The sequence below is a fragment of the Halomonas alimentaria genome (genome assembly GCF_009902005.1).
GTDB classification, from domain to species: domain Bacteria; phylum Pseudomonadota; class Gammaproteobacteria; order Pseudomonadales; family Halomonadaceae; genus Halomonas; species Halomonas alimentaria.
The window spans coordinates 3,156,327-3,181,725 of sequence record NZ_WUTT01000001.1; the positions used below are offsets into that span (position 1 = coordinate 3,156,327).

A 25,399-nucleotide genomic window follows, 5' to 3' on the forward strand; every position below is an offset into this window, starting at 1 on the left:
TGACGCCCGGCGGGAAAAACTGGATAATGGCGGGTTTTCTGCCCCCGCGGCCCACGCCAACTCCCCCGGTGCCCCATGGAAATCAAGGTCAACTATCTCGACAACCTCCGCCTGGAGGCCAAGTTCGACGACTTCACGGTCATCTCCGACCAGCCCATCCGCTACAAGGGTGACGGCTCGGCGCCGGGGCCCTTCGACTACTTCCTGGCCTCCTCGGCGATGTGCGCGGCCTACTTCGTCAAGGTCTACTGCAACGCCCGGGATATCCCCACCGAGAACATCCGGCTGTCGCAGAACAACATCGTCGACCCGGAGAACCGTTACAAGCAGATCTTCAAGATCCAGGTGGAGCTGCCGGAGGATATCTCCGACAAGGACCGCCAGGGCATCCTGCGCTCCATCGACCGCTGCACGGTGAAGCGGGTGGTGCAGGAAGGCCCCGAGTTCGACGTCGAGGTGGTCGAGAATATCGACGAGGACGCCCAGGCCATGCTGACGGGTGTGCCCAAGGGCGCCGAGCGCGGCGAGGGCACCTGGATCGAGGGCAAGGATCTGCCGCTGGAGCAGACCATCGCCAACATGACCGGGATCCTGGCCGAGCTCGGCATGAAGATCGAGATCGCCTCCTGGCGCAATATCGTGCCCCACGTCTGGTCGCTGCATATCCGCGATGCCGCCTCACCGATGTGCTTCACCAACGGCAAGGGCGCCACCAAGGAGAGCGCGCTCTGTTCGGCGCTGGGCGAGTTCATCGAGCGCACCAACTTCAACTTCTTCTACAACGACCAGTTCTTCGGCGAGGAGATCGCCAACGCCGAGTTCGTCCACTACCCCAACGAGAAGTGGTTCCTGCCGGGACCCGATGATGCCCTACCCGAGGGGATCCTCGACGATACCACCCGCGAGATCTACGACCCGGAAGGGGAACTCTGCGCCTCCCACCTGATCGACACCAACTCCGGCCGGGCCGACCGCGGCATCGTCTCGCTGCCCTTCATGCGCCACTCCGACGGCGAGACGGTCTACTTCCCCTCGAACCTGATCGAGAACCTCTACCTGAGCAACGGCATGAGCGCGGGGAACACCCTGGCCGAGGCCCAGGTGCAGTGCCTTTCGGAGATCTTCGAGCGGGCGGTGAAGAAGCAGATCATCGAACAGGAGCTGGCACTGCCCGACGTGCCGGCCGAGGTGCTTAAGCGCTACCCCGAGATCGTCGAGGGCATCGAGGCACTGGAGGCGCAGGGCTACCCGGTGCTGGTCAAGGATGCCTCGCTGGGCGGTCAGTTCCCGGTGATGTGCGTCACCCTGATGAACCCGAAGACCGGCGGCGTGTTCGCCTCCTTCGGCGCCCATCCGAGCTTCCACGTGGCCCTGGAGCGCACCTTCACCGAGCTGCTCCAGGGGCGCAGCCTGGAGGGCTTCAATGACTTCCCGGCGCCCACCTTCAACTCCATGGCGGTCACCGAGCCCAACAACTACGTGGAGCACTTCATCGACTCCTCCGGGGTGATCTCCTGGCGCTTCTTCAGCAGCCGTTCGGACCTCGAGTTCTGCGACTGGGACTTCTCGGGCAGCGGCGCCTGCAGCAACGAACAGGAGGCCGCCACCCTGTTCGGCATCCTCGAGGAGCTGGGGCTCGAGGCCTACGTGGCCGTGCGCGACGAGCTCGGTGCACCGGTGTGCCGCATCCTGGTGCCGGGCCTCTCCGAGGTCTACCCGGTGGAGGACCTGGTGTGGGACAACACCAACATGGCGCTGGACTACCGCGAGGATATCCTCAACCTGCACCGCCTGGATGACGCGGCCCTGGCCGCGCTGCTCGAGCGCCTGGAGGAGAGCCAGCTTGACGAACACATGACGATCATTTCGCTGATCGGCATCGAGTTCGACGAGAACACCATCTGGGGCCAGCTCACCATTCTCGAGCTCAAGCTGCTGATCCATCTGGCGTTGGGGCAGCACGAGGAGGCGCTGGAGCGGGTCGAGATGTTCCTGCAGTACAACGACAACAGCGTGGAGCGCAATCTCTTCTACCAGGCGGTGCAGGCGGTGCTGGAGGTCGTGCTGGATGATGAGCTCGAGGTGGAGGACTTCCGCTACAACCTGGGGCGGATGTTCGGCGAGGAGACCATCGAGGCGGTGATCGGCTCGGTGAACGGCAGCGTGCGTTTCCATGGCCTCACCCCGACCAGCATGGCGCTGGAGGGGCTGGAGAAGCATCAACGCCTGATCGAGAGCTACAAGAAGCTGCACGCTGCCCGTGCCGTCCGGGCCGGCATGCGTATGCAGGACGTCTACGCCCCCGCGGACGCCTGAGCGTCGCGGGGCCTTCGTCGAAGATGCGCCGCCGCACAACAGCGCGTGCGGTCGGTTCGGCTAGGGTTCCCGGCTCGGTGGCTCCTGGGGCGGTGGCTCCCCCGTGTCGGCCTGGGCATCGGCCTTCTCCAGCGCCGGCAGTACCAGGACCCGGCACGGTGCGTTCACCGCCACGTACTCCACGGTGGCGCGGCGCAGTGGCCAGCGGCCGCTGCCGCCGCGGGAGACGAGAATCAGCAGATCGGTGCCGAGCTGACCCGCCAGGCCTACCAGCTTTTCGCCGGCGTTGCCGGCCACCACGTGCAGGCTGGCGTCGCGATCCAACGGTAGATACTTGCGCACCAGCAGGTCCAGCGTCTTGCGCACCTCGGCTTCCTTCTGCTCCGGCGCCTCGCCCGTCACATGGGGAAAGAAACCGCCGCCGCCGGGATGATAGGCGCTGGCCAGATGCAGCTCGCCATCCTCTGCCAGCAGCTCCACGGCAGCCTCGATCGCGCACTTGCCTTCGCCATCGTCCTCCGGATCAATGGCGAGCAGTAGCTTCTGATACATCACCGGTCTCCTGTTTAGCCTGTTTAGCTTCGGCGGTGCCCTCCACGTCGGGGTAGACCCTGCCCCGGACCAGCTCGTCGACGCTGAAGCCACGGTAGTCGGCCCGTAGCGCCCGCAGCAGGGCGATGGCCATGAATAGCAGTAGAATGCAGAAGGGAAGGCCCAGGGAAGTGATCACATTCTGCAGGGCGTCCAGGCCGCCGGCCAAGAGTAGCGATGCCGCAATGCCGCCCTGGGCGGCGGCCCAGAAAATACGCTGGCGCACCAGGGAGGGCTGGTCATCGCGCCGGGTCAGCATATCGATCACCAACGAGGCGGAGTCGGATGAGGTGGTGAAAAAGATCACGATGATGGCCACGCTCAACGCCGCCGCTACGCCCGACAGGGGGAGCCCTTCGAGGAAGGCAAAGATGGCCACCGAGGGGTCCTGCTGCACCTGGACAGCAAGCGACAGCTGGCCGCTCATCTCGGCTTCGATGGCCGACAGCCCGAACACGCCGAACCACACCAGCGTAAAGGCTGTGGGAGCAAACAGCACGCCGCCGACGAATTCGCGGATGGTGCGTCCCCGCGAGATGCGGGCGATAAAGATACCGACGTAGGGCGCCCAGGAGATGGTCCAGGCCCAGTAGAACAGCGTCCACTGGCGCTGCCACTCGGTCTCTCGGTAGGTCTCGGTCCAGAACGCCAGCCACGGCAGGGCGCTGAGGTAATCGCCCACGCTCTGGACCATGCCCTCGGCGATAAACACCGTGGGGCCGACCAGCAGCACAAAGCCGAGCAGGGCCATGGCCAGTACGATATTGATCTGGGAGAGGCGGCGAACACCCTTGTCGAGTCCCAGCGCCACCGAGGTGGCGGCGATGCTGGTGATGACGACGATCAGACTGATCTGGACCAGGGCGTTGGTTGGTGCACCGAACAGATAGCTCAGACCGCTGTTGAGCTGGAGCGTGCCCAGCCCCAGCGAGGTCGCGACGCCGAACAGGGTGCCCAGCACCGCCACTACATCGACCGCCCAGCCCCAGGGGCCGAAGGCGCGCTCGCCCAGAATGGGGTAGAACAGGCTGCTGATGCGCATGGGGAGGTGGTGACGGTAGGCGAAGTAGCCGATCGCCAGTCCCGGCATGGCGAAGATGGTCCAGGTGTGCAGGCCGAAGTGGTAGAGGGCGAGGGTCATGGCATCGCTGGCCGCCCGTTCCGACTCCGCCGTGACACCGTCGAAGGGTGGGTGAGCGAAGTGGGAGATCGGCTCCGCCACGCCCCAGAACATCAGGATGGTGCCGATGCCGGCGGCGAACAGCATGGTGAACCAGGTGAGGTTGGAGTAGTCGGGGCGGCTGTCGTCGGCACCCAGCCGAATATTGCCGTAGCGGCTGACGGCCAGGCCGAGCAGGAAGATCAATAGCGCGCTGACGGCGAGAATGTAGAACCAGCCCAGATGGTGGGCGACCCAGCCGGTGAGTTGCCCGAAACTCTCGGCAACGGCTGTATCAAAGGGAATCGCCAGTGCAACGAAGAGCGCCGCCACTCCGGCCGAGGTGAAAAACACGCCCGGTATAGTCTGCAATCCGAGTCGACGCTGCAGCCATGTCAGCACGAGAGCCTCCGTTGCGTTAGCAAAGTCCCATAAAATGATCCTGCTACGTTAGCATGGGCGGCAGTGGACTGCAGATACCGAGACACTGAGACACCGGGACAGTCCCGTTTGGGACTGTCCCGAACGATAGCTTGGGGACGACAGCTTCGTTGGTAAATGATATCGCTCCCATATCGGTTACCCGACGTGGGGGCGATGTCGTTCTCGGCCACGAGCCGACAGGCGGTTGGCCCCCTGAAAACATCTGGTATGATCGTTTCAAATAGATGTTTGAAACCCTTGGTGGCATTACCCGTGGCAGCCTCCCGTCGATCACGGATCGAGACGTGACCTGTCCGTCCACGCGGCTCGATTGTCACCGCCACGGCCAAGGATGCTCGATGCAGACTCCCTTTCGCTCCCTGCTGATACTGCTCCTGACGCTGGTGACCCCAATGCTGTTGACCCTGTCGCTGCTGGCGGGCTGTCAGGATCAGGCGCCAGAGTCATCAATGGCGGATTCGCCGCGCTGGGTCAAGACGGCCACGCTGGCGGCGAGCTCGGCGCATACGCTGTCGCTCACCGGCGTGCTGCGCGCCCGCTATGAAACGCCCCTGGCCTTTCGGGTCAGCGGCCAGATCGCCACGCGTCACGTCGATGCCGGGCAGCGGGTTCGCCAGGGCGAGGTGCTGTTTACCCTCGATCCCAGCGATCTGGAAGAGGCCCTTGCCGCCGCCCGGGCGGAGCTTGCCGCGGCCGAGGCGGCGCTGGATGTGGCCGAGGCGGATCTCTCCCGCGACCGGCAGCTGCTGGAGAAGGGGTATCTCAGCCGCCAGGCCTTCGAGCGTGCCGAGCTGGGGGTACGCGAGAGCAGGACGCGCCGCGAGGCGGCCAGTGCCCGGGTCACCCAGGCGCGTAACGCCCTGGATCATGCGAGCCTGCGTGCCGACGCCGATGGCGTGCTGATCGATGTCAGCGGCGAACCGGGACAGGTGGTCGGCGTCGGGCAGGCGGTCGCCAGGCTGGCCCAGGAGGGGCCGCGGGAGGTCGAGGTCAACTTCCCCGCTCGGTCGCGGCCACCACAGACGGGTGAGCTATTAGCAGGGGAGAAGCGTATCACCCTGATCCGGCGCGAGGTGGCGGGGGCGGCCGACCCGGCCAGCCGCACCTGGCGAGCCCGCTATCGTCTCGAGACGCCGCTCGAGGAGCGCAGCCTGGGCGATGTGGTCCAGACACGCTTTACCCTGGCGGATGCCGCAGCGCAGGCGCGTTTTCAGGTGCCGGTGGCGGCGCTGGATGAGCGTGGCGAGGGCCCCAGGTTATGGCGCATCGTGGAAGGAGAGGCCCGGCCGCTGCCGGTGACGCTGGAAGAGGTGGGCCGCGACCACGCCTGGGTCAGCGGTGACGGACTCGAGGCAGGGCAGGCGGTGATCAGCCTGGGGACCCATCTGCTCATTGAGGGCATGGCGGTGCGGCCGCTGAGCGAGAAGGAGACGCCGTGAGCTTTCCCAACCTCTCGGCGCTGGCGGTTCGTGAGCGGGCCGTCACGCTGTTCTTCCTGATACTGGCGCTGCTGGCGGGGGCCTATGCCTTCGCCTCCCTGGGGCGAGCGGAAGACCCGGACTTCACCGTACGGGTGATGATGGTCTCCGCGGCCTGGCCCGGTGCCTCGCCGGAAGAGATCCAGGAGAGCGTGGTGGACCCGCTGGAGAAGCGCATCCAGGAGGTCGATGATCTCTACCGGATCGAGACGACCATCCGCCCCGGGCGCGCCGATCTCAAGGTGGAGTTCGAGGATACCGTGCCCGGCGAGGCGATAGCACAGCGCTTCTACCAGGTGCGTCGTCGCATGCAGGACGCCGCCCCCACTCTGCCCGAGGGCGTGATGGGCCCGATGATCAACGAGGACTTCGGCGACGTCTACTTCTCGCTGGCGGCCTTGACCGCCCCGGGCATGCCGATGCGCGAGCTGGTGCGCGAGGCCGAGGAGATTCGGGACCGGCTGCAGCGGGTCGAGGGAGTCAACAAGGCCGAGGTGCTGGGCGAGCGCCAGGAGCGCATGCATGTCGACTTCGACCTGGCCCGGCTGCAGAGCCTGGGGGTCTCCCCCGAGGCCGTCTTCTCCGCCATTCAGGCGCATAACCGGCTGCTGCCTGCCGGGCGCATCGACACCCGGGGGCCGCGCCTCTATCTGCGCCTTACCAATGATCTGTCGGAGCCCGAGGCGCTGGCCGATGTGCCGATCCGTATCGGCGAACGGCTGATTCGCCTGGGCGATATCGCCGAGATCTCGCGGGGCTACGAGGACCCACCCAGCTATCTGGTGCGTGCCTTCGGTGAGGAGGGGCTGCTGCTGGGGGTAGTGATGGAGCAGGGCGTCAATGGCCTGGCGTTTGGCGATCGCCTGGACGCCTTCTGGCGGCAGGAGCGCAGGCGCCTGCCGCTGGGCATGTCGCTGGAGGTGATGACCAACCAGGCCGATGCCATCGCCGGCGCCGTGAACCTCTTCCAGGTAAAGTTCCTGGTCGCCGTGCTGGTGGTGATGCTGGTCACCATGCTGGCGGTGGGGCTGCGTGCCGGCATCGTGGTGGGGATCGCCATTCCGATCACCCTGGCGCTGACCTTCGTGACGATGCTGGCCATGGGGATCAATCTGGACCGCGTCACCCTCGGCGCCCTGATTATCGCCCTGGGGCTGCTGGTCGACGATGCCATCATCGCCCTGGAGATGATGATCGTGAAGATGGAGGCGGGCTGGAATCGACTCGAGGCGGCCACCCACGCCTGGAACGTGACGGCGGCACCCATGCTGTTCGGCACCCTGGTCACGGTGGCGGGCTTCGTGCCGATCGGCTTTGCGCAATCCGCCGTGGGTGAATACACCGGCAATATCTTCTGGGTGCTGTGCGTCTCGCTGCTGCTGTCGTGGATCGTGGCGGTGGTCTTCACTCCCTATCTGGGCGTCAAGCTGCTGCCCGAGCAGAAGGCGGGCCATGGCCAGCACCAGGCCTATCAGTCACGGGGCTATCGTCGCCTGCGCGGGATCATCAGTCGCTGCGTGCGCTTTCGCAAGAGCGTGGTCGCGCTCACGGTGGTGCTGCTGGTGGCGGCCGCCGCCGGCCTGGCCGGGCCGGTGGAGAAGCAGTTCTTCCCCAGCTCCGACCGACCCGAGGTGTTGGTCAGCGTCTATCACCCCCAGGGCACGGCCATCGGCGCCACCGATGCGACGACGCGGCGTATCGAGGCGCTGATCGGCGAGGCCGAGGGGGTGGCGTCGCTCTCCGCCTATGTCGGAGCGGGGGCCCCGCGGTTCTTTATCTCCGCCAACCCCGAACAGCCCAACCCGGCGTTTGCCAAGCTGATCGCGGTGACCGAGGGAGTCGCGGCGCGGGAGCGGTTGATCGAGAGGCTCAACGATCATATCGCCGCCGGTGACTTCCCCGAGGCGCGCGTCCGTGTACAGAAGCTGCTCTATGGGCCGCCGGTCGACTGGCCGGTCAGCATTCGCGTGCTGGGCGATGATCCCGACCGCCTGCGCGAGATCGGCCATCAGGTGCGTGAGGTGATCGCTGGCCATGCCGCGACGCGCGATCCCCATCTGGAGTGGAACGAACGGGTCCCGCGGCTGCACCTGGCCATCGATCATCACCGGTTGCAGCTGGTCGGCCTGACCCCGGACGAGGTGGCGCGTCAGCTGCAGTTCCAGCTGGATGGCATGACCATCACCGAGCTGCGCGACGGTATCCGCCTGGTGCCTGCGGTGGGGCGTGGGGCGCAGGCCGACAGCATCGACCTGCAGAGCCTGGAGATCCTCAATCGCGAGGGTCGGCGCATACCGCTGGCCCAGCTGGGCGAGCTGGAGACCCTCTTCGAGGAGCCGGTGATCCGGCGTATCGACCGTCAGCCATTCCTGGCCGTCAACGCCGAGATCGAAGGCGCCCAGCCCAACGATGTGACCCAGGAAGTCTGGCAGGCGCTCGGCGACCTGCGCGACCGCCTGCCCGCCGGCTATCGGCTGCAGATCGGTGGGTCGGTGGAGCAGTCGACCAAGGCGGAGGCCTCGATTCAGGCCCTGCAGCCGCTGATGGTGGTGCTGATGCTGATCTTTATCATGCTGCAGATGCGCTCCTTCGCCGGGACCTTTATCGTTATAGCGACGGCCCCGCTGGGGCTGATCGGGGCGGTAGCCGCGCTGCTGCTGTTCAACCAGCCGTTCGGCTTCGTGGCCACCCTGGGGCTGATCGGCCTGGCGGGGATCCTGATGCGCAACACCCTGATTCTGACCCAGCAGGTGGCGGATAACGTCAGATCCGAGATGACGATGCGTGATGCCGTGGTGGAGGCGGCCGTACAGCGGGCCCGCCCGGTGGTGTTGACTGCGCTGGCGGCGATATTCGCCTTTATCCCGCTGACCCTGGACAGCTTCTGGGGGCCACTGGCCTATGTACTGATCGGTGGCGTGGCCGTCGGCACCCTGATCACCCTGTTCTTCGTGCCCGCGCTCTATGCTCTGGGGTATCGCATTGCCCCGCAGGCAGAATGACGCGGGTCTGGTCGTATCATCAAACTCCTGGGCTCACCCATCGGCGGGGCTCAGGCCATTTCATGCCATCGGATGGTTGTCATGCTTCGCGCCGTCTTGCGCTATTTCGAAACCCGAGTGAACCCCTATCCCGAGGGTAGTCGGGGCACACCCCCCAGGGGACTGTTCGCCTTTATTCTGCACTTCTCCCGGCCAGTGCTGTCGCTGCTGATCGTGATGTCGCTGCTGACGGCGCTGGTCTCCGCGGCGGAGGTCATCTTCTTCCACTATATGGGGGAGCTGGTGGACTGGCTGGCCGGTGCCGAGCGCGCGGGCTTCTTCGCCGAGCATGGCTGGCGTCTGGCCGGCATGGCGGCGCTGGTGGTGGTCGTGTTGCCGCTGCTCACCCTGCTGCAGGCACTGGTGACCCAGCAGAGCGTCTTCGGCAACTACCCGATGATCGGGCGCTGGCTGGCGCATCGCCATATGCTGGGTCAGAGCCTCGCCTTCTACCAGGACGAGTTTGCCGGGCGGGTCTCCCAGAAGGTGATGCAGACGGCGCTGGCAATTCGCGAGACGGTAATGAAACTGATGGACCTGATGGTCTATGTGTTGGTCTATTTCGTTGGCGCCATGCTGCTGATGGGTAGCGCCGAGCCCTGGCTGATGCTGCCGCTGGTGGCGTGGCTTGCCGGCTATCTCGCCATCATGTGGGTCTTTGTGCCGCGCCTGCGGGCGGTCTCCATGGCGCAGGCCGACGCCCGGGCGGTGATGACCGGGCGCATCGTCGACAGCTACAGCAATATCCAGACCATCAAGCTCTTCGCCGATACCCGTCGCGAGGAGGCGTATGCCCGGGACGCCATGGAGGGCTTCATGACCACGGTGCATCGCCAGATGCGTCTGGCCACCGGCCTGACCGTCAGCCTGACCCTGCTCAACTCCCTGCTGCTGACCGGGGTGGCGGCGGCGGTCATCGGCGCCTGGTATCTGGAGGCGGTGTCGCTGGGTGTCATCGCCGTGGCCATTGCCCTGGTGATGCGTATCCGCTTCATGTCCGACTGGATTCTCTGGGAGGTGGCGAGCCTGTTCGAGAACATCGGCACCGTGCAGGATGGCCTCAACACCATCGCTCGAGAGCCGGCGGTCAGGGATGCGCAGGACGCCACGGCGCTGGCGGTGCCCAGGGGCGAGATCCATTTCGAGGCGCTGCGCTTCGGTTATGAGCGTCCGGACGGGGAGGGGAGGCGGGTCTTCGATGGCCTCGAGCTGGCCATCGCCCCCGGCGAGAAGGTGGGGCTGATCGGCCGCTCCGGGGCGGGCAAGTCGACGCTCGCCAATCTGTTGCTGCGCTTCTACGACCTGGAGGGCGGGCGGATCCTGATCGACGGTCAGGATATCGCCGGGGTGACCCAGGAGTCACTGCGCCGCCATATCGGCATGGTCACCCAGGACACCTCGCTGCTTCACCGCTCGCTGCGTGACAATATTCGCTATGGCAGTCCCGAGGCGAGCGAGGAGGCGATTCACGAGGCGGTGCGCCGCGCTCACGCCGATACCTTTATCGATGAGCTGGTGGACCCGCAGGGTCGCCGCGGCCTGGATGCCCATGTGGGCGAGCGGGGCGTGAAGCTCTCCGGCGGCCAGCGCCAGCGCATCGCCATCGCCCGGGTGCTGCTCAAGAACGCGCCGATCCTGGTACTCGACGAGGCCACCTCGGCGCTGGACTCCGAGGTGGAGTCGGCAATTCAGGAGCAGCTCTATACGCTGATGGAGGGCAAGACGGTGATCGCCATCGCCCATCGCCTCTCCACCATCGCCATGCTCGACCGCCTGGTGGTCATCGATGAGGGGCGCATCGTGGAGAGCGGCACCCACCGCGAACTGCTGGAGCGGGATGGTCTCTATGCCGCCCTGTGGCGGCGCCAGTCCGGCGGTTTTATCGGGGTGGAAGTGCCCTGACCAGAGAGCGGCCCTGGGGCCATTTTCGAATTCACGATAAGCGAGCAAGATGAAACGGCGAATTGTCCCTGGAGTGCTGACATCCCTGGTGGGGGGCGCGCTACTGGTCTGGTGGCTAACCTACGGGACACACCTTCCCGTTTACCGCTGGCCCGGGGAGGCCTTACAGGGGGTGGCCTTTTTCCTTGGCTGGGGGCTCGGACTGCCCGAGGCGCTTGCCTACCTGCTGGCTGGCCTGGTCTTTCCCGCCGTGTTGGTCGTCTGCTTTATTCCCGGTTACCGGGCAGCGTGCTGTCTTGAGAAGCAGCGCTAAGTGTCGTCCATATCGCACAAAGTGGCCTCCATACCTTTGATCAGGGGTATCGCAGTTACCGACAGGGTGGATAGTGAAAGGCGCCGGGGACAGGTCGGAGAGGGGGTCCGAGGACCAGGGATGGCCGAGGTAGCCTACAGGGAAGTACTCGTAGCGCCCCCTCGAAGGCCTGTTGCCGGAATAGCCTTGAGCGGTACTGCCATCTGCGATAGCCCTGTGCCTCTGATTTGCTGCGTTGGGGGCGCCGCAGTAGCATGCGGAATTTCGTATTAAATCCCTATGGAAACCAAGGCTATTATGAAAACCCTGACTCTCGTTTCGATCGCTTCCCTCCTGCTTGTTGCGGGCTGCACCACCTCACCGCAGGAGAGTGGGGATGCCCATAAGCAGCAGGCCTCCTCTGGGTCTTCCATGCAGCAGTACCAGTGCGAGAGCGGTGAAACGATCGCTGCCGCGTATCCCGGTAGCGACAGCGCGACGATCGAGTATCAGGGAAACCGTCACGATATGCAGATCGCGGTCTCCGCCAGCGGCGCACGCTATGTGGGCGGCGGGCTGGAGTGGTGGACAAAGGGCACCGGCCCCGGCGCCGAGGGCATGCTGCTACAGCATAAAGCGGATGGCACCTCGGGTGAGATCATCGAGAATTGCACGGCGCGCTGATCATGCGTTGATCGCGTGGTTGTAGAGGACGGGGATGGCAAAAACTGAACGGAGCCACCATGGCACTTGATTACCGCTGGCTCCAGGACACGGTTCGCGACCGCTTCGACTCCGACGACGCCATGGAGGCCTTCCTGCCCCGGGCGCTGACGCCCGACGAGTTGAAGCAACTCGGGGATGACCGCTACCTCTCCGCCATGAGTCGGCGGGTGTTCCGGGCCGGGATGCAGCACTCGGTGGTGGATGCCCGCTGGCCCGCCTTCGAGGAGGCCTTCTGGGGCTTCGATCCCGAGACCCTGGTGCTGCTCACCCCGGAGCAGCTCGAGGGCTTCATGCAGGATGAGCGTCTCATCCGCCATCGAACCAAGATGCAGACCATCCCCAGGAACGCCCAGTTTATTCTGGATATCCGCAAGGAGCAGGGCGGAACCTTCGGCGAGTTCATCGCCGACTGGCCGAGCAGCGACATCGTCGGCCTGTGGCGACTGCTGGCCAGGCGAGGCGCGCGCCTGGGCGGGCGCTCGGCGGCCGGCTTCCTGCGCCTGGTGGGAAAGGACACCTTCTTGCTGACCAGTGACGTGGTGGCCCGTCTGGTCGCCGCCGGCATCGTCGACCGCTCGCCCACCAGCCAGCGCGACCTGCAGCGGGTACAGGACGCCTTCAACGAGCTGCAGCAGGCCTCCGGCAGGCCGCTGTGCCAGCTCTCGGCCATGCTCTCGCTGAGCATCAACCCGAGCTTCTAGCGCGAGCCGGGGCCGCAGCCCGACCCTCTCCTGTGTTGATGACCGTGCTTTCGTCGCGCCATAGAAAGAGTAATATGGATGCACATTATGAAACGCAGGATGGATACGATGTCGTCAGATCTGAACAGCCGCTATGGCCTGAATCCCGCGCACAGTGAAGTGGTCGAGACATGCCGGATCGTGGCGCCGTGCCGCGTCCTGGACATGGGCTGCTCCAACGGGCGCAACGCCCTCTACCTGAGCCAGCAGGGCTTCGACGTGACCGCGGTGGACCACAACCCCGGCGCCATCGACATGCTGCGGCAGATCGTCGGCCGCGAGGGGATCGAGAACCTCGATGCCCGGGTCTACGACCTCAATGGTGCCGCCCTGGACAGTGACTACGGGCTGATCGTCTGCACCGTCACCCTGATGTTCCTCGACCCTTCGCGCGTCGAGGCGGTGATCGCCGACATGCAGGCGCACACTCTGCCCGGGGGCTACAACACCATCGTCTGCGCCATGGATACGGATGCCTACCCCTGCCCGGTCGGCTTCCCCTTTACCCTCCGCGAGGGGCAGCTGCGCGAGGCCTACGCGGGGTGGGAGCTGGTCAAGTACAACGAGGATGTGGGCACCATGCACAATGGTGCGCGGTTGCAGTTCGCCACCCTGCTGGCGCGCAAGCCCGAGTAGCCAACAGTCGCGCCCCATGCCTGATCTCTTACAACGTTGACGTTCGTATTGACGTACGTACTGAAGGGCGTACACTGATCGAAGAGTTAACACATGCGAGGTGCGTCATGACCGGCATTACCGCCACCGAGGCGCGCAGCAACCTGTATCGGCTGATCGATGAAACGGCCGAGTCTCACCAGCCGATCGTCATCATGGGCAAGCGTAACAAGGCCGTTCTGGTATCCGAGGAAGACTGGTCGGCCATTCAGGAGACCCTCTACCTGCTCTCGGTACCGGGTATGCGGGAGTCGATCCGTGAGGGCATGGACACCCCCGTGGATGAGTGTGACGAGGCGCTGGACTGGTGACATGGAAGTTGGTCTACACCCGACAGGCCCAGAAGGACGCCAGGAAACTGGCTTCCAGCGGCCTCAAGCCGAAGGCCCAGGAACTGTTGAAACTCCTGGCCGAAGATCCCTATCGCAAGCCGCCCCCGTTCGAGAAGCTTGTCGGTGACCTCGCCGGGGCCTATTCGCGCCGTATCAATATCCAGCATCGCCTGGTCTATCAGGTGCTCGAGGACGAGCGAGTGGTGAAGGTCCTCAGGCTCTGGAGCCACTACGAGTAATACATGACCGACCGGCGGCCCCGCCAGGCTCGAATCATTCAACGGCTCGGGGGCCTTGCGTTGTAGCCCTGTCCTGCATGACGCTCTGGGTTCCGGAAGAGGAGGGCCGACGATGAAAACCATAGGGCTGATCGGCGGCATGAGCTGGGAATCGACCCAGACCTACTACCGGCTCATCAACCAGGGGGTGAAGGCGCGGCTGGGCGGGCTGCACTCCGCCCGGCTGGTACTCTACAGCGTGGACTTCGCCGAGATCGAGGCGCTGCAGCGCCGCGGCGACTGGGCGGCCACGGCGCAGATCCTCGGCGTGGCGGCCCGCTCCTTGGCGGCGGCCGGCGCCGACTTCCTGGTGCTGTGCACCAACACGATGCACAAGGTCGCCCCGCAGCTCGAGCAGGCCGTGGATATTCCCCTGCTGCATATCGCCGATGCCACCGCCAACGAGTTGCATCGGCAGGGCATGACCCGGGTAGGGCTGCTCGGCACCAGCTTCACCATGGAGCAGGACTTCTACCGCGAGCGCCTGGAGGCGCAGGGCATCCAAGTGCTGATTCCCGATGCCAACCAGCGCGAGAAAGTGCACGCCGTCATCTACGACGAGCTCTGCCGCGGCGAGATCCGCGCGGATTCCAAAGCTGAGTATCTTGAGATCGTGGCCTCGCTGGCCGGGCAGGGCGCCCAGGGCGTCATCCTCGGCTGCACGGAGATCGGGCTGCTGATCCAGGCCGACGACACGGACATTCCCCTCTTCGACACCACCGCCATCCACGCCGAGCAGGCGGTGGAGGCTGCCCTTGCTACTAAACTCGACTTTGCAACGCCGTACCGGCTCACATAGGCTCACGATAATGAATAACTCGCAGGGAGCCAGGAAGGCACAGCGCGACGCTCAATGACTACCGCATGGATGGCTGCAGGCCGTGAACATGCCCAGGTAGGGGCGGTAGCATGTCCCGGCTCCCAAACGCACCCTCACCCAAGAGGGCTTCGTACTCCCGCAAAGCCTTTGCCCAGTACATGAGTGTAGATCTGGGTGGTTTCTACGCTCTTGTGGCCAAGCAACTCTTGTACCGTGCGGATATCCGTGCCCTGGTTCAGAAGCTGAGTGGCGAAGCTGTGCCGGAGGGTATGGCAAGAGCCTGGACGGGTAAGTGAAGCAGCACGCATGGCCTGTCTCACCGCTCTTTGCACCGCTGACGGATGGATATGATGTAGCACGACCTTTCCGGTATCGTCGAAGCAAGGGCGGCTGGCGGGGAAGAGCCACTGCCAGGCCAGGGAGACACCGGCATTGGGGTACTTGCGATCGAGCGCGTGGGGCAGTGTCACCGGCACGCTCCCATGCTGCAGGCGATCGTCAAGCTGATGTTTGGCCGCCGTTATTCTGAGCTGTAGGGCGGGAATGCTGATCCCAGGGAGTAGGGTGGTTCTGTCCTTGTCGCCCTTGCCTGCTCTCACCGTTATGATCTGGCGTTCGAAGTCGATATCGCGGACACGCAATCGGCACGTCTCAATGAGGCGCAGCCCTGAGCCATACATCAAGGTAGACATCAGGTGCATGGGGCCAGATAGATGGCTCAACACGCGCATGACATCCTCGTGAGAAAGCACCACCGGAAGCCGACGAGGACGCTTGGCACGTGAGAACTCTCCGATATCGCCCAAGGGCTGGTCGAGTACGTGCCGATAGAGGAACACAAGGGCATTCAGCGCCTGATTCTGCGTGGCCGCCGCTACCCGCCGCTCCACTGCCAAATGTTCCAGGAAGGCGCGGACCTCCGCGCCGCCCATGCCGGCGGGATGCCGGACTCCGTGGAAGCGAATGAAGTAGCGTATCCAGTAGCAGTAGGTCTTCTCGGTGCGCGGGCTGTAGCGTTTCACCCGTAGGGTGGCCTTGACCCGGTCCATCAGCTTCGGCGGTTTGCTGTGCGTATCCATACTCCCGTCCTCCCGATGCATGGATGTCCATGCAGTATTATTGACGCTGGCAAAACGCGCAAGCGTGCGAATTTTGTATAGGTGGCCAAGTTTTTCTTTGGGAATAATGAAATCAAGGTGTTAGCTGGTAAAAGCTTGCGATGATAAGATTGTTGAACGCGCGTGCTCGTTCAAGTCAATAAACGAGCACGCTGTCTAATACCTGTTATACAGTAGAAGGACCTCAGTCAGATGAGCCTGAAACAACATTTTGAGCTGATGGCCGAATACAACCGGTGGATGAATGAGAGGGTATATGGCGCCGCAGGCAACCTGAGCAAATCGGCTCTTTTAGAAGATCGAAGAGCCTTCTTCGGGTCAATATTGGGTACGCTAAACCATATCGTTGTTGGGGATACGATTTGGCTAAAGAGGTTTGCTGCACAACCAGCAAGCGCTGAACCACTACGTGAAATCACTGAGCTAGCGGCTCCCAAAAACCTCAACCAAATAATTTTCGAAGATCTTGATGAGTTGCATAGCCACCGAAAGTGGCTAGATGAGAAAATCATCAAATGGATTTCAGGGCTCACTGATAGTGATTTAGATTTTATTCTCAGCTATCAGAATACCAAGGGTGTGCCCGCCACCAAACGATTTTCCTCCTTGATCTATCATTTCTTCAATCATCAAACTCATCATCGGGGGCAGGTAACTACGCTACTTTTGCAATCTGGCGAAGACGTTGGGGTAACGGATTTGCTAGCACTGATCCCGAATCAGAACAATGTATAACCAGGGGCTCCAGCGGACCGGTTTTCCGGCGCGGTGCGCCTCCAAATCGGCCGCTGAGCCCAGGCGTTAGGCGTAAAGAGGAGTTCATCTTGGAAGAAATTTTAAATTACCTGCAATTAGGGGCTAATGCCTTTGCATTGTTGGTTGCAGGTTGGATATATAGCGCCTATATCAAAAATTTGAATGCAAGCCTTAAGTCAAAAGATGAGCAAATAAGGGCTGTAGAGAAAAATATTTCTTTCCTAAAGGACAAGAATTCTGATCTCGAAAAGAAAAGCCCTGAAAATATAGAAAAGATTCTTAATGAAAGAATTAAAATCAGAGAAGAAGAAATTTTAAGGCTTAATGATGACAAGCAAGAGCATACGCAAGAACTAAAAGCGAAGACGCAAGAGGTACACCGACTAAAAAGTGAAGTCGAAAAATCTAAAGACATCAGAAGAACTATGGAGCTTCTGGAGCTTGACCTTGAAGAAGACGATGATGACGAATTTAGATTATTTTCCTCTGACGCTGAATATGAAATCGAAGAAATGGGGTTTGTTGCCGTAGACAGCGGTCAGTTGATGATAACGGATCCATGCTATATCGACTCAGAATGGCAAGACACTGAGTTTGAAGATATCCGCTTGCTAAAGGATAAAGAAACTGGTGCCATTTACCAGTTTAGAAAAGACTTCTCTAACTATGAAGCAAAAATTGACGGTTTTGATGAAACAGTAAATGAGCTCATAGCTTCTGGAAGGTTAGAGCAAATAGAGATTGACTACTCAAGCAAGGTTGACTTCTCTTACGCAGGCGCTTGTTACTCAACTCTATCAGAAAGAGGTTATGGCTCACTACCTTTTCAGCTAGGTCATGAAGGTGCAGGTATAGCTGTAAGAACAATATTAGGAGACGGTATGTACCCTGTTTATGCGGAGAAATATGATGGGAAAATTGTCAGAGTTTATTTTAACCTGATATAAGATTGCCTAACAATCGCAGGCAAGGCGACGCCTTTTCCATTGCGGCTTCGCCTCCATTCCAAAGCCGCGCATGCTGCGGACGTTATGCACAGGTTGTTCGAAATGAAAGGGGTTAGCTGATGGAGATGGTAGTTTCGGTGGGTGCCTTTCTGGTCTCTTTAATAGCGCTGTACCTTTCCCACTGGCATAAATCTTCAAAAGCTATTCTTTGTTTGAATAGCCGATTTTTTGATTGCCTCAGTGAAAAAACGAATAGAGAGCTAAACTACACCTTCAGTAATACTGGTAATCAGGAGCTTTACATCAAGGATATCGCTTTGTTGATGGGGCCATCTCCACTTGGGCATTTGAAGCATGATGCCCCATATCTTGAAGTCCCAATCAACCATCTTGATCCGTTTGTGTTAAAACCAGGGGAGATTCGGCCTTTCACTGTGGTGCATGATGCTGCCTATAGACCGCCAAAGGAATCAGATCCAAATCAGCATCGGCATACAATATTGAGTCTTGAGGTGATCTCAGCAAACGGAAAGCGTTACCAAGTTGCTCATGACATCTCAGAGCTAGGCGCAACTGGACCGGCTTTGAAACATCCAATCTGGAAAGGAGTTCCCTTGGGAAGTTCAGTATGAGCGAGCTTTGCATAACAATCGGCTGCACGGCGACCGATTTTCCGCCGCTTTCGCGGCTCCAAACCGGCGCGTGAGCCGGGTGTTATGCAATACCAAAGCCCCCGGGTCATTCATCTGGCTCGGGGGCTTTCGCTTGTTGGCGTTGCGATTACCTGGCGGCCAGCGCCACCCCTGCCTTGGAGCGGTTGGGCCGGCTGATGGCCTGGGTGATCCAGGTGCCGGTATCGGCGAGGGCGTCGAGATCGATGCCGGTCTCGATGCCCAGGCCGTTGAGCAGATAGACCACGTCTTCGCTTGCCACGTTACCGGAGGCGCCCTTGGCGTAGGGGCAGCCGCCAAGGCCGGCCACGGAGCTGTCCACCACCGCGATACCTTCCTCCAGCACCGCGTAGAGGTTGGCCAGCGCCTGGCCGTAGGTGTCGTGGAAGTGGGCGGCGAGCTTGGCAATGGGGATGTCGCGGCTCACGGCCTCGATCATGCGCTTGGCCTTGAGCGGGGTGCCGGTGCCGATGGTGTCGCCGAGCGAGATCTCGTAGCAGCCCATCTCATAGAGTGCCTTGGACACCTCCGCCACCTTGGCGGGGGCAATCTCACCCTCGTAGGGGCAGCCCAGCACCGTGGAGACGTAGCCGCGCACCCGCACGCCGGCGGCCTTGGCGCGCTCCAGCACCGGCTCGAAGCGGGCCAGGGACTCGGCCACGGAGCAGTTGATGTTCTTCTGCGAGAAGGCCTCGGAGGCGGCGCCGAACACGGCGACTTCCTCGACGCCGCACTCCAGGGCTGCCTCCAGCCCCTTGAGGTTGGGGGTCAGCGCCGCGTAGGTGATGCCGTCGCGGCGGGCGAGGTTCTTCATCACCTCGCGATGGTCGGCCATCTGGGGCACCCACTTGGGCGAGACGAAGCTGGCCGCCTCGATGTAGCTGATGCCGGCCGCGCCCAGGCGGTCGATCAGTTCCAGCTTGGTGGCGGTGCCGATCGGCTCGGGCTCGTTCTGCAGCCCGTCGCGGGGGCCGACCTCGACCAGGCGGACGTGTGTCGGAAATGCCATCGTCTTACTCCTCCGCGGCGAATTCGAGCAGTACGTCGCCCTGGCCCACGGTGTCGCCGGCGGCGAAGTGGAAGCTCTCCACGTGGCCATCGGCGGGGGCGGCCATGGTGTGTTCCATCTTCATGGCCTCCATCACCATCAGCGGCATGCCTTTCTCCACCTTCTGGCCTGGCTCCACCAGCAGCGCCACCACGGTGCCGTGCATGGGGGCGGTGAGGGTGGATTCCGCCTCGTGCTGGCCGTGGTCGATGGCATCGATGCGGCGCCAGAACAGGCGGGTCTCGCCGGCGGCATCGGCCATCACCACCACGCCATTGTCGGCGAGGCGGGCCTGCAGGCGGCGGCGGTGGCCGTTGAGGGTGACCGCCACGGCGTCGCCCTCCAGGTGCTGGATGCGCGCGGTGAGGGTCTCATCGCCGATCACCAACTGCCAGGGATCGGCGTCGGTCTCGCGGCGGCCCTCCACGATCACCACGTCCTCGGCGTCCGGCGCCTGGGCGCGGGTCAGGTCGTGACCGGTGGCGCACAGAGCGAGGCGGATGGTATGGGGCGCGTTGAGGCGGAAGCCGTCGTGGCGATCCCAGGGGGAGTCGCTCTCGCACTCCCGGGAGAGCTGCTTGAGGCCGATCAGCGCCGCGGCGGCGTAGGCCTCGGTGGTGATCTCGCGCGGGGCGAAGAGGCTCTCCTCGTGCTTCTCGATGAAGCGGGTGTCGAGCTCGCAGCCCTTGAAGGCAGGATGCGTCGCCAGGCGCTGCAGGAAGGCGCGGTTGGTGACCACGCCCTGCACGTCCAGCGCCGCCAGTGCCCGGTTCAGCGTCGCCAGCGCCTGGTCGCGGTCACCGCCGTGAACGATCAGCTTGGCAAGCATGGGGTCGTAGTGCATGGAGACGGCGTCGCCGCTCTCCACGCCGCTGTCCAGGCGTACCTTGTCGGCATTCAGGCCGGCGCCTTCCAGGTCCAGGGCGAAGCGGGTCAGGGTACCGGTGGCGGGCAGGAAGTCCTGCTCCGGGTCCTCGGCGTAGAGGCGAGCCTCGAAGCTGTGGCCGGTGATGGTCAGCTCGTCCTGGGCAAGCGGCAGGCGCTCACCCATGGCCACGCGCAGCTGCCACTCGACCAGGTCCTGGCCAGTGATCATCTCGGTGACAGGGTGCTCCACCTGCAGGCGGGTGTTCATCTCCATGAAGAAGAACGACCCATCCACGTCGAGCAGGAACTCCACGGTGCCGGCACCCACGTAGCCGATCTCGCGGGCGGCGCGCACGGCGGCCTCGCCCATCTCACGACGCAGCTCGGCGCTCATGCCCGGGGCCGGAGCCTCCTCCAGCACCTTCTGGTGGCGGCGCTGCACGGAGCAGTCGCGCTCGAAGAGGTAGACGCCGTTGCCGTGGCTGTCGCAGAACACCTGGACCTCCACGTGGCGCGGCTGGGTCAGGTACTTCTCGATCAGCATGCGCTGGTCGCCGAAGGCGGCCTGGGACTCGCGGCGGCAGCCGTCCAGCGCGGCCTGGAAGCCCGCGGCGGACTCCACCACGCGCATGCCCTTGCCGCCGCCGCCGGCGCTGGCCTTGAGCAGCACGGGGTAGCCGATCTTGTCGGCCTCGGCCTTGAGCAGGGCGTCGTCCTGGTCGTCGCCGTGGTAGCCCGGCACCAAGGGCACGCCGGCGTCATGCATGCGCGCCTTGGCGGCGGACTTGTCGCCCATGGCGGCGATGGCTGAGGCGGGCGGGCCGACGAAGGTGATACCGGCCTTCTCCAGGGCGTCCACGAAGGGGCCGTTCTCGGAGAGGAAGCCGTAGCCGGGGTGGATGGCGCCGGCGCCGGTGCGCTTGGCGGCCTCGATCACCGCCTCCACCTTGAGGTAGCTGTCGCGGGCGGCGGCGGGGCCTAGGCGCACGGCCTCATCGGCCTCGCGCACATGGCGGGCGTTGGCATCGGCGTCGGAGTAGACGGCCACGGTGCGCAGGCCCATGGCGCGCGCGGTGCGCATCACCCGACAGGCGATCTCGCCGCGGTTGGCGACCAGCAGGGTGTCGAACTTGTTCAGATCGGTAGTCATGAGCGGGGCTCCGCGGCCTTGTTTTCTGCGACACGGTTGTCGCTTTCGTTTGTCCAGGCGGGGCGGCGCTTCTCGAAGAAGCTGGCCAGGCCCTCCTGGCCCTCGGCGCTGACGCGCAGCTCGCTGATCACCCGGCAGGTATGCTCACGGGTGGCCTTGCTGTCGGGCTCCCGGGCCACTTCGGCGAGCAGCCCCTTGGTGGCGCGCTGGGCCTGGGGCGAGCCGGCCAGCAGGGTGTCGAGCAGGGTGGCCACGGCGTCGTCGAGCGCCTCGGCCGCGACCACCTGGTGAGCCAGGCCCAGGGCCAGGGCGGTTGGGGCGTCCATCACCTCGGCGGAGAGCGCGTAGCGACGCATCTGGCGCGGCCCGATGGCGCGCTGCACATAGGGGCTGATCACCGCCGGCGACAGGCCGATCTTCACCTCGGAGAGGCAGAACTTCGCCTTCTCGGAGGCGACGACGATGTCGCAGCAGGCGGCCAGGCCCACGGCGCCGCCGAAGGCGGCCCCCTGCACGCGGCAGAGCGTGGGGCAGGGCAGGGTGTCCAGGCCGTGCATCAGCGCCGAGAGCTTGCGCGAATCGGCCAGGTTACCGTCGAAATCGTACTCGACCATGCGCTTCATCCAGCCCAGGTCGGCCCCGGCGGAGAAGCTCTTGCCCTCGGAACCCAGCACCACGGCGCGGATCTCGCCGTGATGGGCGGCGTCGTGCAGCCGCTCCAGATGGGCGTTGAGCTCGGCGATCAGGCGGTCGTCGAAGGCGTTGTGGACCTCGGGGCGGACCAGGGTCAGCCAGGCCACGCCGCGCTCATCGAGTTCCAGGCGTGAGAATGTGCTATCTGACATGTCTGCTTCCCCTTACATCCGGAACACGCCGAACTTGGTCTCTTCGACCTCGGCGTTCATGGCCGCGGCGAGCGACAGGCCCAGCACGTCGCGGGTCTGTGCCGGGTCGATGACGCCGTCGTCCCACAGCCTGGCGCTGGCGTAGTAGGGGTGGCCCTGGTGCTCGTACTGCTCGCGGGTGGGCGCCTTGAAGGCCTCCTCCTCCTCCGTCGACCACTCGCGCCCCTCGCGCTCGATCTGCTCGCGCTTGACCTGGGCCAGCACGCCGGCGGCCTGTTCGCCGCCCATCACCGAGATGCGCGCATTCGGCCACATGAACAGCAGGTTGGGGTCGTAGGCGCGGCCGCACATGCCGTAGTTGCCGGCGCCGAAGCTGCCGCCGATCAGCACGGTGAACTTGGGCACCTTGGCACAGGCCACCGCGGTGACCAGCTTGGCGCCGTGCTTGGCGATGCCCTCGTGCTCGTACTTCGAGCCGACCATGAAACCGGTGATGTTCTGCAGGAAGATCAGCGGGATCTTGCGCTGGGCGCACAGCTCGATGAAGTGGGCGCCCTTCACGGCGGATTCGGAGAACAGCACGCCGTTGTTGGCGACGATGCCCACCGGGTAGCCGTGGATATGGGCGAAGCCAGTGATCAGGGTGTCGCCGTAGTAGCGCTTGAACTCGTCGAAGTCGGAGTCGTCGACGATGCGGGCGATCACCTCGCGCACGTCGTAGGGCTTCTTGAGGTCGGTGCCGACGATGCCGTAGAGCTCGGCCGGATCCAGGCGCGGGGGCTTGGGTTCCTGCATCTTGAGCTGGCCGCGCTTCTGCCAATTGAGCCGCGAGACGCTGGCCCGGGCGAGCTGCAGGGCGTGGGCGTCGTTCTCGGCGTAGTGGTCGGCCACGCCGCTCTTCTTGGCGTGGACGTCGGCGCCGCCCAGGTCCTCGGCGCTGATGCTCTCGCCGGTGGCGGCCTTCACCAGGGGCGGGCCGCCCAGGAAGATGGTGCCCTGCTCGCGCACGATGATCGACTCGTCGGCCATGGCCGGCACGTAGGCGCCGCCGGCGGTGCAGGAGCCCATGACCACGGCGATCTGCGGGATGCCCTCGGCGGAGAGGGTGGCTTGGTTGAAGAAGATGCGGCCGAAGTGGTCGCGGTCCGGGAAGACCTCGTCCTGGCGGGGCAGGAAGGCGCCGCCGGAGTCGACCAGGTAGATGCACGGCAGGCGGTGCTTACGGGCGATCTCCTGGGCGCGGATATGCTTCTTCACGGTGAGCGGGAAGTAGGTGCCGCCCTTGACGGTGGCGTCGTTGGCGACGATCACGCACTCGACGCCCGAGACGCGGCCGATGCCGGTGACCACGCCGGCGGCGGGCACCGCGGAGTCGTAGACCTCATGGGCGGCCAGCGCCGAGAACTCCAGGAAGGGGGAGCCCTCATCGATCAGGTGGTCGATGCGGTCGCGCACGAACAGCTTGTCGCGGCTCTCGTGGCGGGCGCGGGCCTTCTCGCCGCCGCCCTGGGCGATGGCGGCGGTGAGTTCGCGCAGCTTCATCACCTCGGCGCGCATCGCTGCCTCGTTGGCCTGGAAGCCCTCGCTGCGCGGATTGATCTGGGTCTGCAGGATGCTCATAGCGAATCCTTGAATTGATATGCCAACACAGGGTACCGGTGGTGTTGTAGGAGGGCAGCTCCGCTGCGCGACAGGCGCCGCCAGGTGCCTTGGGGTTTTCCTTGGGAGGCCTGCGGCCTCCGGTCGCGATGCGAAGCATCCCTCCTACAGAAGCCGGTGGCTCAGGCAGATTCGTTGAACAGCTCGCGGCCGATCAGCATGCGGCGGATCTCGCTGGTGCCAGCGCCAATTTCATACAGCTTGGCGTCGCGCAGCAGGCGGCCGGTGGGGTACTCGTTGATGTAGCCGTTGCCGCCCAGCAGCTGGATGGCGTCCAGGGCGACCTGGGTGGCCTTCTCCGCGCAGTAGAGAATCACGCCGGCGGCGTCCTTGCGCGAGGTCTGGCCGCGGTCGCAGCCGGCGGCCACCGCATAGAGGTAGGCGCGGCAGGCGTTGAGGGTGGTGTACATGTCCGCCACCTTGCCCTGCACCAGCTGGAACTCGCCGATGGACTGGCCGAACTGCTTACGCTCGTGGATATAGGGCACCACGATGTCCATGGCGGCCTGCATGATGCCGATAGGGCCGGCGGCCAGCACGGTGCGCTCGTAGTCGAGGCCGCTCATCAGCACGCGCACGCCCTTGCCCACCTCGCCGAGGATGTTCTCCTCCGGCACCTCGCAGTCCTGGAACACCAGCTCGCAGGTGTTGGAGCCGCGCATGCCCAGCTTGTCGAGCTTCTGGGCGGTGGAGAAGCCGGGCATGCCCTTTTCGATGATAAAGGCCGTAATCCCTTTCGATCCCGCCTCGGGATCGGTCTTGGCGTAGACCACCAGCACGTCGGCATCGGGGCCGTTGGTGATCCACATCTTGTTGCCGTTGAGGATGTACTTGTCGCCCTCCTTGCGGGCCCGCAGCTTCATGGAGACCACGTCGGAACCGGCGCCCGGCTCGGACATGGCAAGCGCCCCGACATGCTCGCCGCTCATCAGCTTGGGCAGGTACTTGGTCTTCTGCTCCGGGCTGGCGTTGATCTTGAGCTGGTTGACGCAGAGGTTGGAGTGGGCGCCGTAGGAGAGGCCTACCGAGGCGCTGGCCCGGGAGATCTCCTCCAGGGCGATGCAGTGGGCGAGGTAGCCCATGCCGGTGCCGCCATCCTCCTCGGACACGGTGATGCCGAGCAGGCCCATGTCGCCGAACTTCTGCCACAGGTCGTTGGGGAACTCGTTCTTCTCGTCGATCTCGGCGGCGCGCGGGGCGATCTCGTCCCGGGCGAAGGCATTGACCTGCTCGCGCAGCATGTTGAGCTCGTCGTCGAGGCCGAAGTCGAGGGGCTTGAAGGGCGTGTGCATGGGCGGGACTCCCGTTCTTGTCTACTGGTCAGGTCGGTGGCGCCTGCCGCCAAGGGGCGAAGCAGGCACGCACAGCGGTCCGGGTCAGGTGGTGAACCGTGATGGTCCAAGACTAGGCCAGGTTGACGTTAACGTAAAGTGCAGCCGGTGTCGTGTTCGACGAATGGTGTAGAGGCTGAGGGATAAGGGGTGAGGGGAAAGGGACAAGGACAAGGACAAGGACAAGGGAGGAGAGGCAGGTGCGGCGAGCCC

Annotated in this window: 21 protein-coding genes; 13 read left to right on the top strand and 8 right to left on the bottom strand. The window is 63.8% G+C overall.

Annotation, left to right across the window (positions count from 1 at the left end; all coding sequences use genetic code 11):
• The first annotated feature begins 75 nt into the window (after positions 1 to 75).
• On the top strand, positions 76 to 2,316 hold the full coding sequence (locus GRB96_RS14870) for an OsmC domain/YcaO domain-containing protein (RefSeq protein WP_161432847.1): 2,241 nt from the start codon (positions 76 to 78) through the stop codon (positions 2,314 to 2,316).
• A 60-nt stretch (positions 2,317 to 2,376) separates the two neighbouring features.
• On the opposite strand, the gene GRB96_RS14875 is transcribed toward GRB96_RS14870, so the two are convergent.
• Both GRB96_RS14875 and GRB96_RS14880 read right to left on the bottom strand, forming a co-directional pair.
• Positions 2,377 to 2,868 (bottom strand): universal stress protein, encoded by a 492-nt coding sequence (locus tag GRB96_RS14875; protein ID WP_161432848.1) that lies wholly within the window; start codon positions 2,866 to 2,868, stop codon positions 2,377 to 2,379.
• Positions 2,840 to 4,468, bottom strand: a complete 1,629-nt coding sequence (locus tag GRB96_RS14880) for a BCCT family transporter (protein ID WP_161432849.1) — start codon at positions 4,466 to 4,468, stop codon at positions 2,840 to 2,842. The genes GRB96_RS14875 and GRB96_RS14880 overlap by 29 nt, the downstream gene beginning before the upstream one ends.
• Before the next feature lie 380 nt (positions 4,469 to 4,848).
• Between GRB96_RS14880 and GRB96_RS14885 the strand changes: the two genes are divergently transcribed.
• From GRB96_RS14885 to GRB96_RS14925, 9 genes are all read left to right on the top strand, one after another.
• Positions 4,849 to 5,949: an efflux RND transporter periplasmic adaptor subunit gene (locus GRB96_RS14885; protein WP_161432850.1), complete on the top strand. Its 1,101-nt coding sequence runs from the start codon at positions 4,849 to 4,851 to the stop codon at positions 5,947 to 5,949.
• Positions 5,946 to 8,990: an efflux RND transporter permease subunit gene (locus GRB96_RS14890; protein WP_161432851.1), complete on the top strand. Its 3,045-nt coding sequence runs from the start codon at positions 5,946 to 5,948 to the stop codon at positions 8,988 to 8,990. Before GRB96_RS14885 ends, GRB96_RS14890 begins: the two co-directional genes overlap by 4 nt.
• An 81-nt stretch (positions 8,991 to 9,071) precedes the next feature.
• Complete coding sequence (locus tag GRB96_RS14895; RefSeq protein ID WP_205743555.1) at positions 9,072 to 10,931, top strand: ABC transporter ATP-binding protein; 1,860 nt, start codon at positions 9,072 to 9,074, stop codon at positions 10,929 to 10,931.
• 610 nt (positions 10,932 to 11,541) lie between these two features.
• Positions 11,542 to 11,907 carry an MliC family protein gene (locus GRB96_RS14900; RefSeq protein ID WP_161432853.1) on the top strand — a complete coding sequence of 122 codons (366 nt, stop codon included), beginning with the start codon at positions 11,542 to 11,544 and terminating at the stop codon, positions 11,905 to 11,907.
• A 59-nt stretch (positions 11,908 to 11,966) separates the two neighbouring features.
• A complete protein-coding gene (locus GRB96_RS14905; protein ID WP_161432854.1) occupies positions 11,967 to 12,650 on the top strand; it encodes a DNA-3-methyladenine glycosylase I in 684 nt (227 codons plus the stop codon).
• A gap of 108 nt (positions 12,651 to 12,758) precedes the next feature.
• Entirely contained in the window at positions 12,759 to 13,325 is a 567-nt protein-coding gene (gene tehB, locus GRB96_RS14910) for a tellurite resistance methyltransferase TehB (RefSeq protein WP_161432855.1), read from the top strand.
• 107 nt (positions 13,326 to 13,432) lie between these two features.
• Positions 13,433 to 13,675, top strand: coding sequence for a type II toxin-antitoxin system Phd/YefM family antitoxin (locus GRB96_RS14915; RefSeq protein ID WP_161432856.1), 243 nt, complete (start codon positions 13,433 to 13,435; stop codon positions 13,673 to 13,675).
• Complete coding sequence (locus tag GRB96_RS14920; RefSeq protein ID WP_161432857.1) at positions 13,672 to 13,935, top strand: Txe/YoeB family addiction module toxin; 264 nt, start codon at positions 13,672 to 13,674, stop codon at positions 13,933 to 13,935. The genes GRB96_RS14915 and GRB96_RS14920 overlap by 4 nt, the downstream gene beginning before the upstream one ends.
• Positions 13,936 to 14,047: 112 nt before the next feature.
• On the top strand, positions 14,048 to 14,773 hold the full coding sequence (locus GRB96_RS14925; RefSeq protein WP_161432858.1) for an aspartate/glutamate racemase family protein: 726 nt from the start codon (positions 14,048 to 14,050) through the stop codon (positions 14,771 to 14,773).
• 134 nt (positions 14,774 to 14,907) lie between these two features.
• Here GRB96_RS14925 and GRB96_RS14930 read toward each other — a convergent pair whose 3' ends face one another.
• Positions 14,908 to 15,873: an integron integrase gene (locus GRB96_RS14930; protein WP_023006728.1), complete on the bottom strand. Its 966-nt coding sequence runs from the start codon at positions 15,871 to 15,873 to the stop codon at positions 14,908 to 14,910.
• 231 nt (positions 15,874 to 16,104) lie between these two features.
• On the opposite strand from GRB96_RS14930, the gene GRB96_RS14935 reads away from it, so the two are divergent.
• From GRB96_RS14935 to GRB96_RS14945, 3 genes are all read left to right on the top strand, one after another.
• Positions 16,105 to 16,647, top strand: coding sequence for a DinB family protein (locus GRB96_RS14935; protein ID WP_161432859.1), 543 nt, complete (start codon positions 16,105 to 16,107; stop codon positions 16,645 to 16,647).
• Positions 16,648 to 16,736: 89 nt separating this feature from the next.
• The gene (locus GRB96_RS14940) at positions 16,737 to 17,615 is read left to right on the top strand and encodes a hypothetical protein (protein ID WP_161432860.1); all 879 of its coding nucleotides are present in this window, start codon (positions 16,737 to 16,739) and stop codon (positions 17,613 to 17,615) included.
• A 119-nt stretch (positions 17,616 to 17,734) separates the two neighbouring features.
• On the top strand, positions 17,735 to 18,247 hold the full coding sequence (locus GRB96_RS14945; protein WP_110013268.1) for a hypothetical protein: 513 nt from the start codon (positions 17,735 to 17,737) through the stop codon (positions 18,245 to 18,247).
• A 148-nt stretch (positions 18,248 to 18,395) separates the two neighbouring features.
• On the opposite strand, the gene GRB96_RS14950 is transcribed toward GRB96_RS14945, so the two are convergent.
• The 5 genes from GRB96_RS14950 to GRB96_RS14970 form a co-directional block, all read right to left on the bottom strand.
• Positions 18,396 to 19,295, bottom strand: coding sequence for a hydroxymethylglutaryl-CoA lyase (locus GRB96_RS14950; protein WP_161432861.1), 900 nt, complete (start codon positions 19,293 to 19,295; stop codon positions 18,396 to 18,398).
• Between the two features lie 4 nt (positions 19,296 to 19,299).
• Positions 19,300 to 21,351 carry an acetyl/propionyl/methylcrotonyl-CoA carboxylase subunit alpha gene (locus GRB96_RS14955; protein WP_161432862.1) on the bottom strand — a complete coding sequence of 684 codons (2,052 nt, stop codon included), beginning with the start codon at positions 21,349 to 21,351 and terminating at the stop codon, positions 19,300 to 19,302.
• On the bottom strand, positions 21,348 to 22,196 hold the full coding sequence (locus GRB96_RS14960; protein ID WP_161432863.1) for an enoyl-CoA hydratase-related protein: 849 nt from the start codon (positions 22,194 to 22,196) through the stop codon (positions 21,348 to 21,350). The genes GRB96_RS14955 and GRB96_RS14960 overlap by 4 nt, the downstream gene beginning before the upstream one ends.
• A 12-nt stretch (positions 22,197 to 22,208) precedes the next feature.
• Entirely contained in the window at positions 22,209 to 23,816 is a 1,608-nt protein-coding gene (locus tag GRB96_RS14965) for a carboxyl transferase domain-containing protein (RefSeq protein WP_161432864.1), read from the bottom strand.
• 161 nt (positions 23,817 to 23,977) lie between these two features.
• A complete protein-coding gene (locus GRB96_RS14970; RefSeq protein WP_161432865.1) occupies positions 23,978 to 25,147 on the bottom strand; it encodes an isovaleryl-CoA dehydrogenase in 1,170 nt (389 codons plus the stop codon).
• Positions 25,148 to 25,399 lie beyond the last annotated feature (252 nt).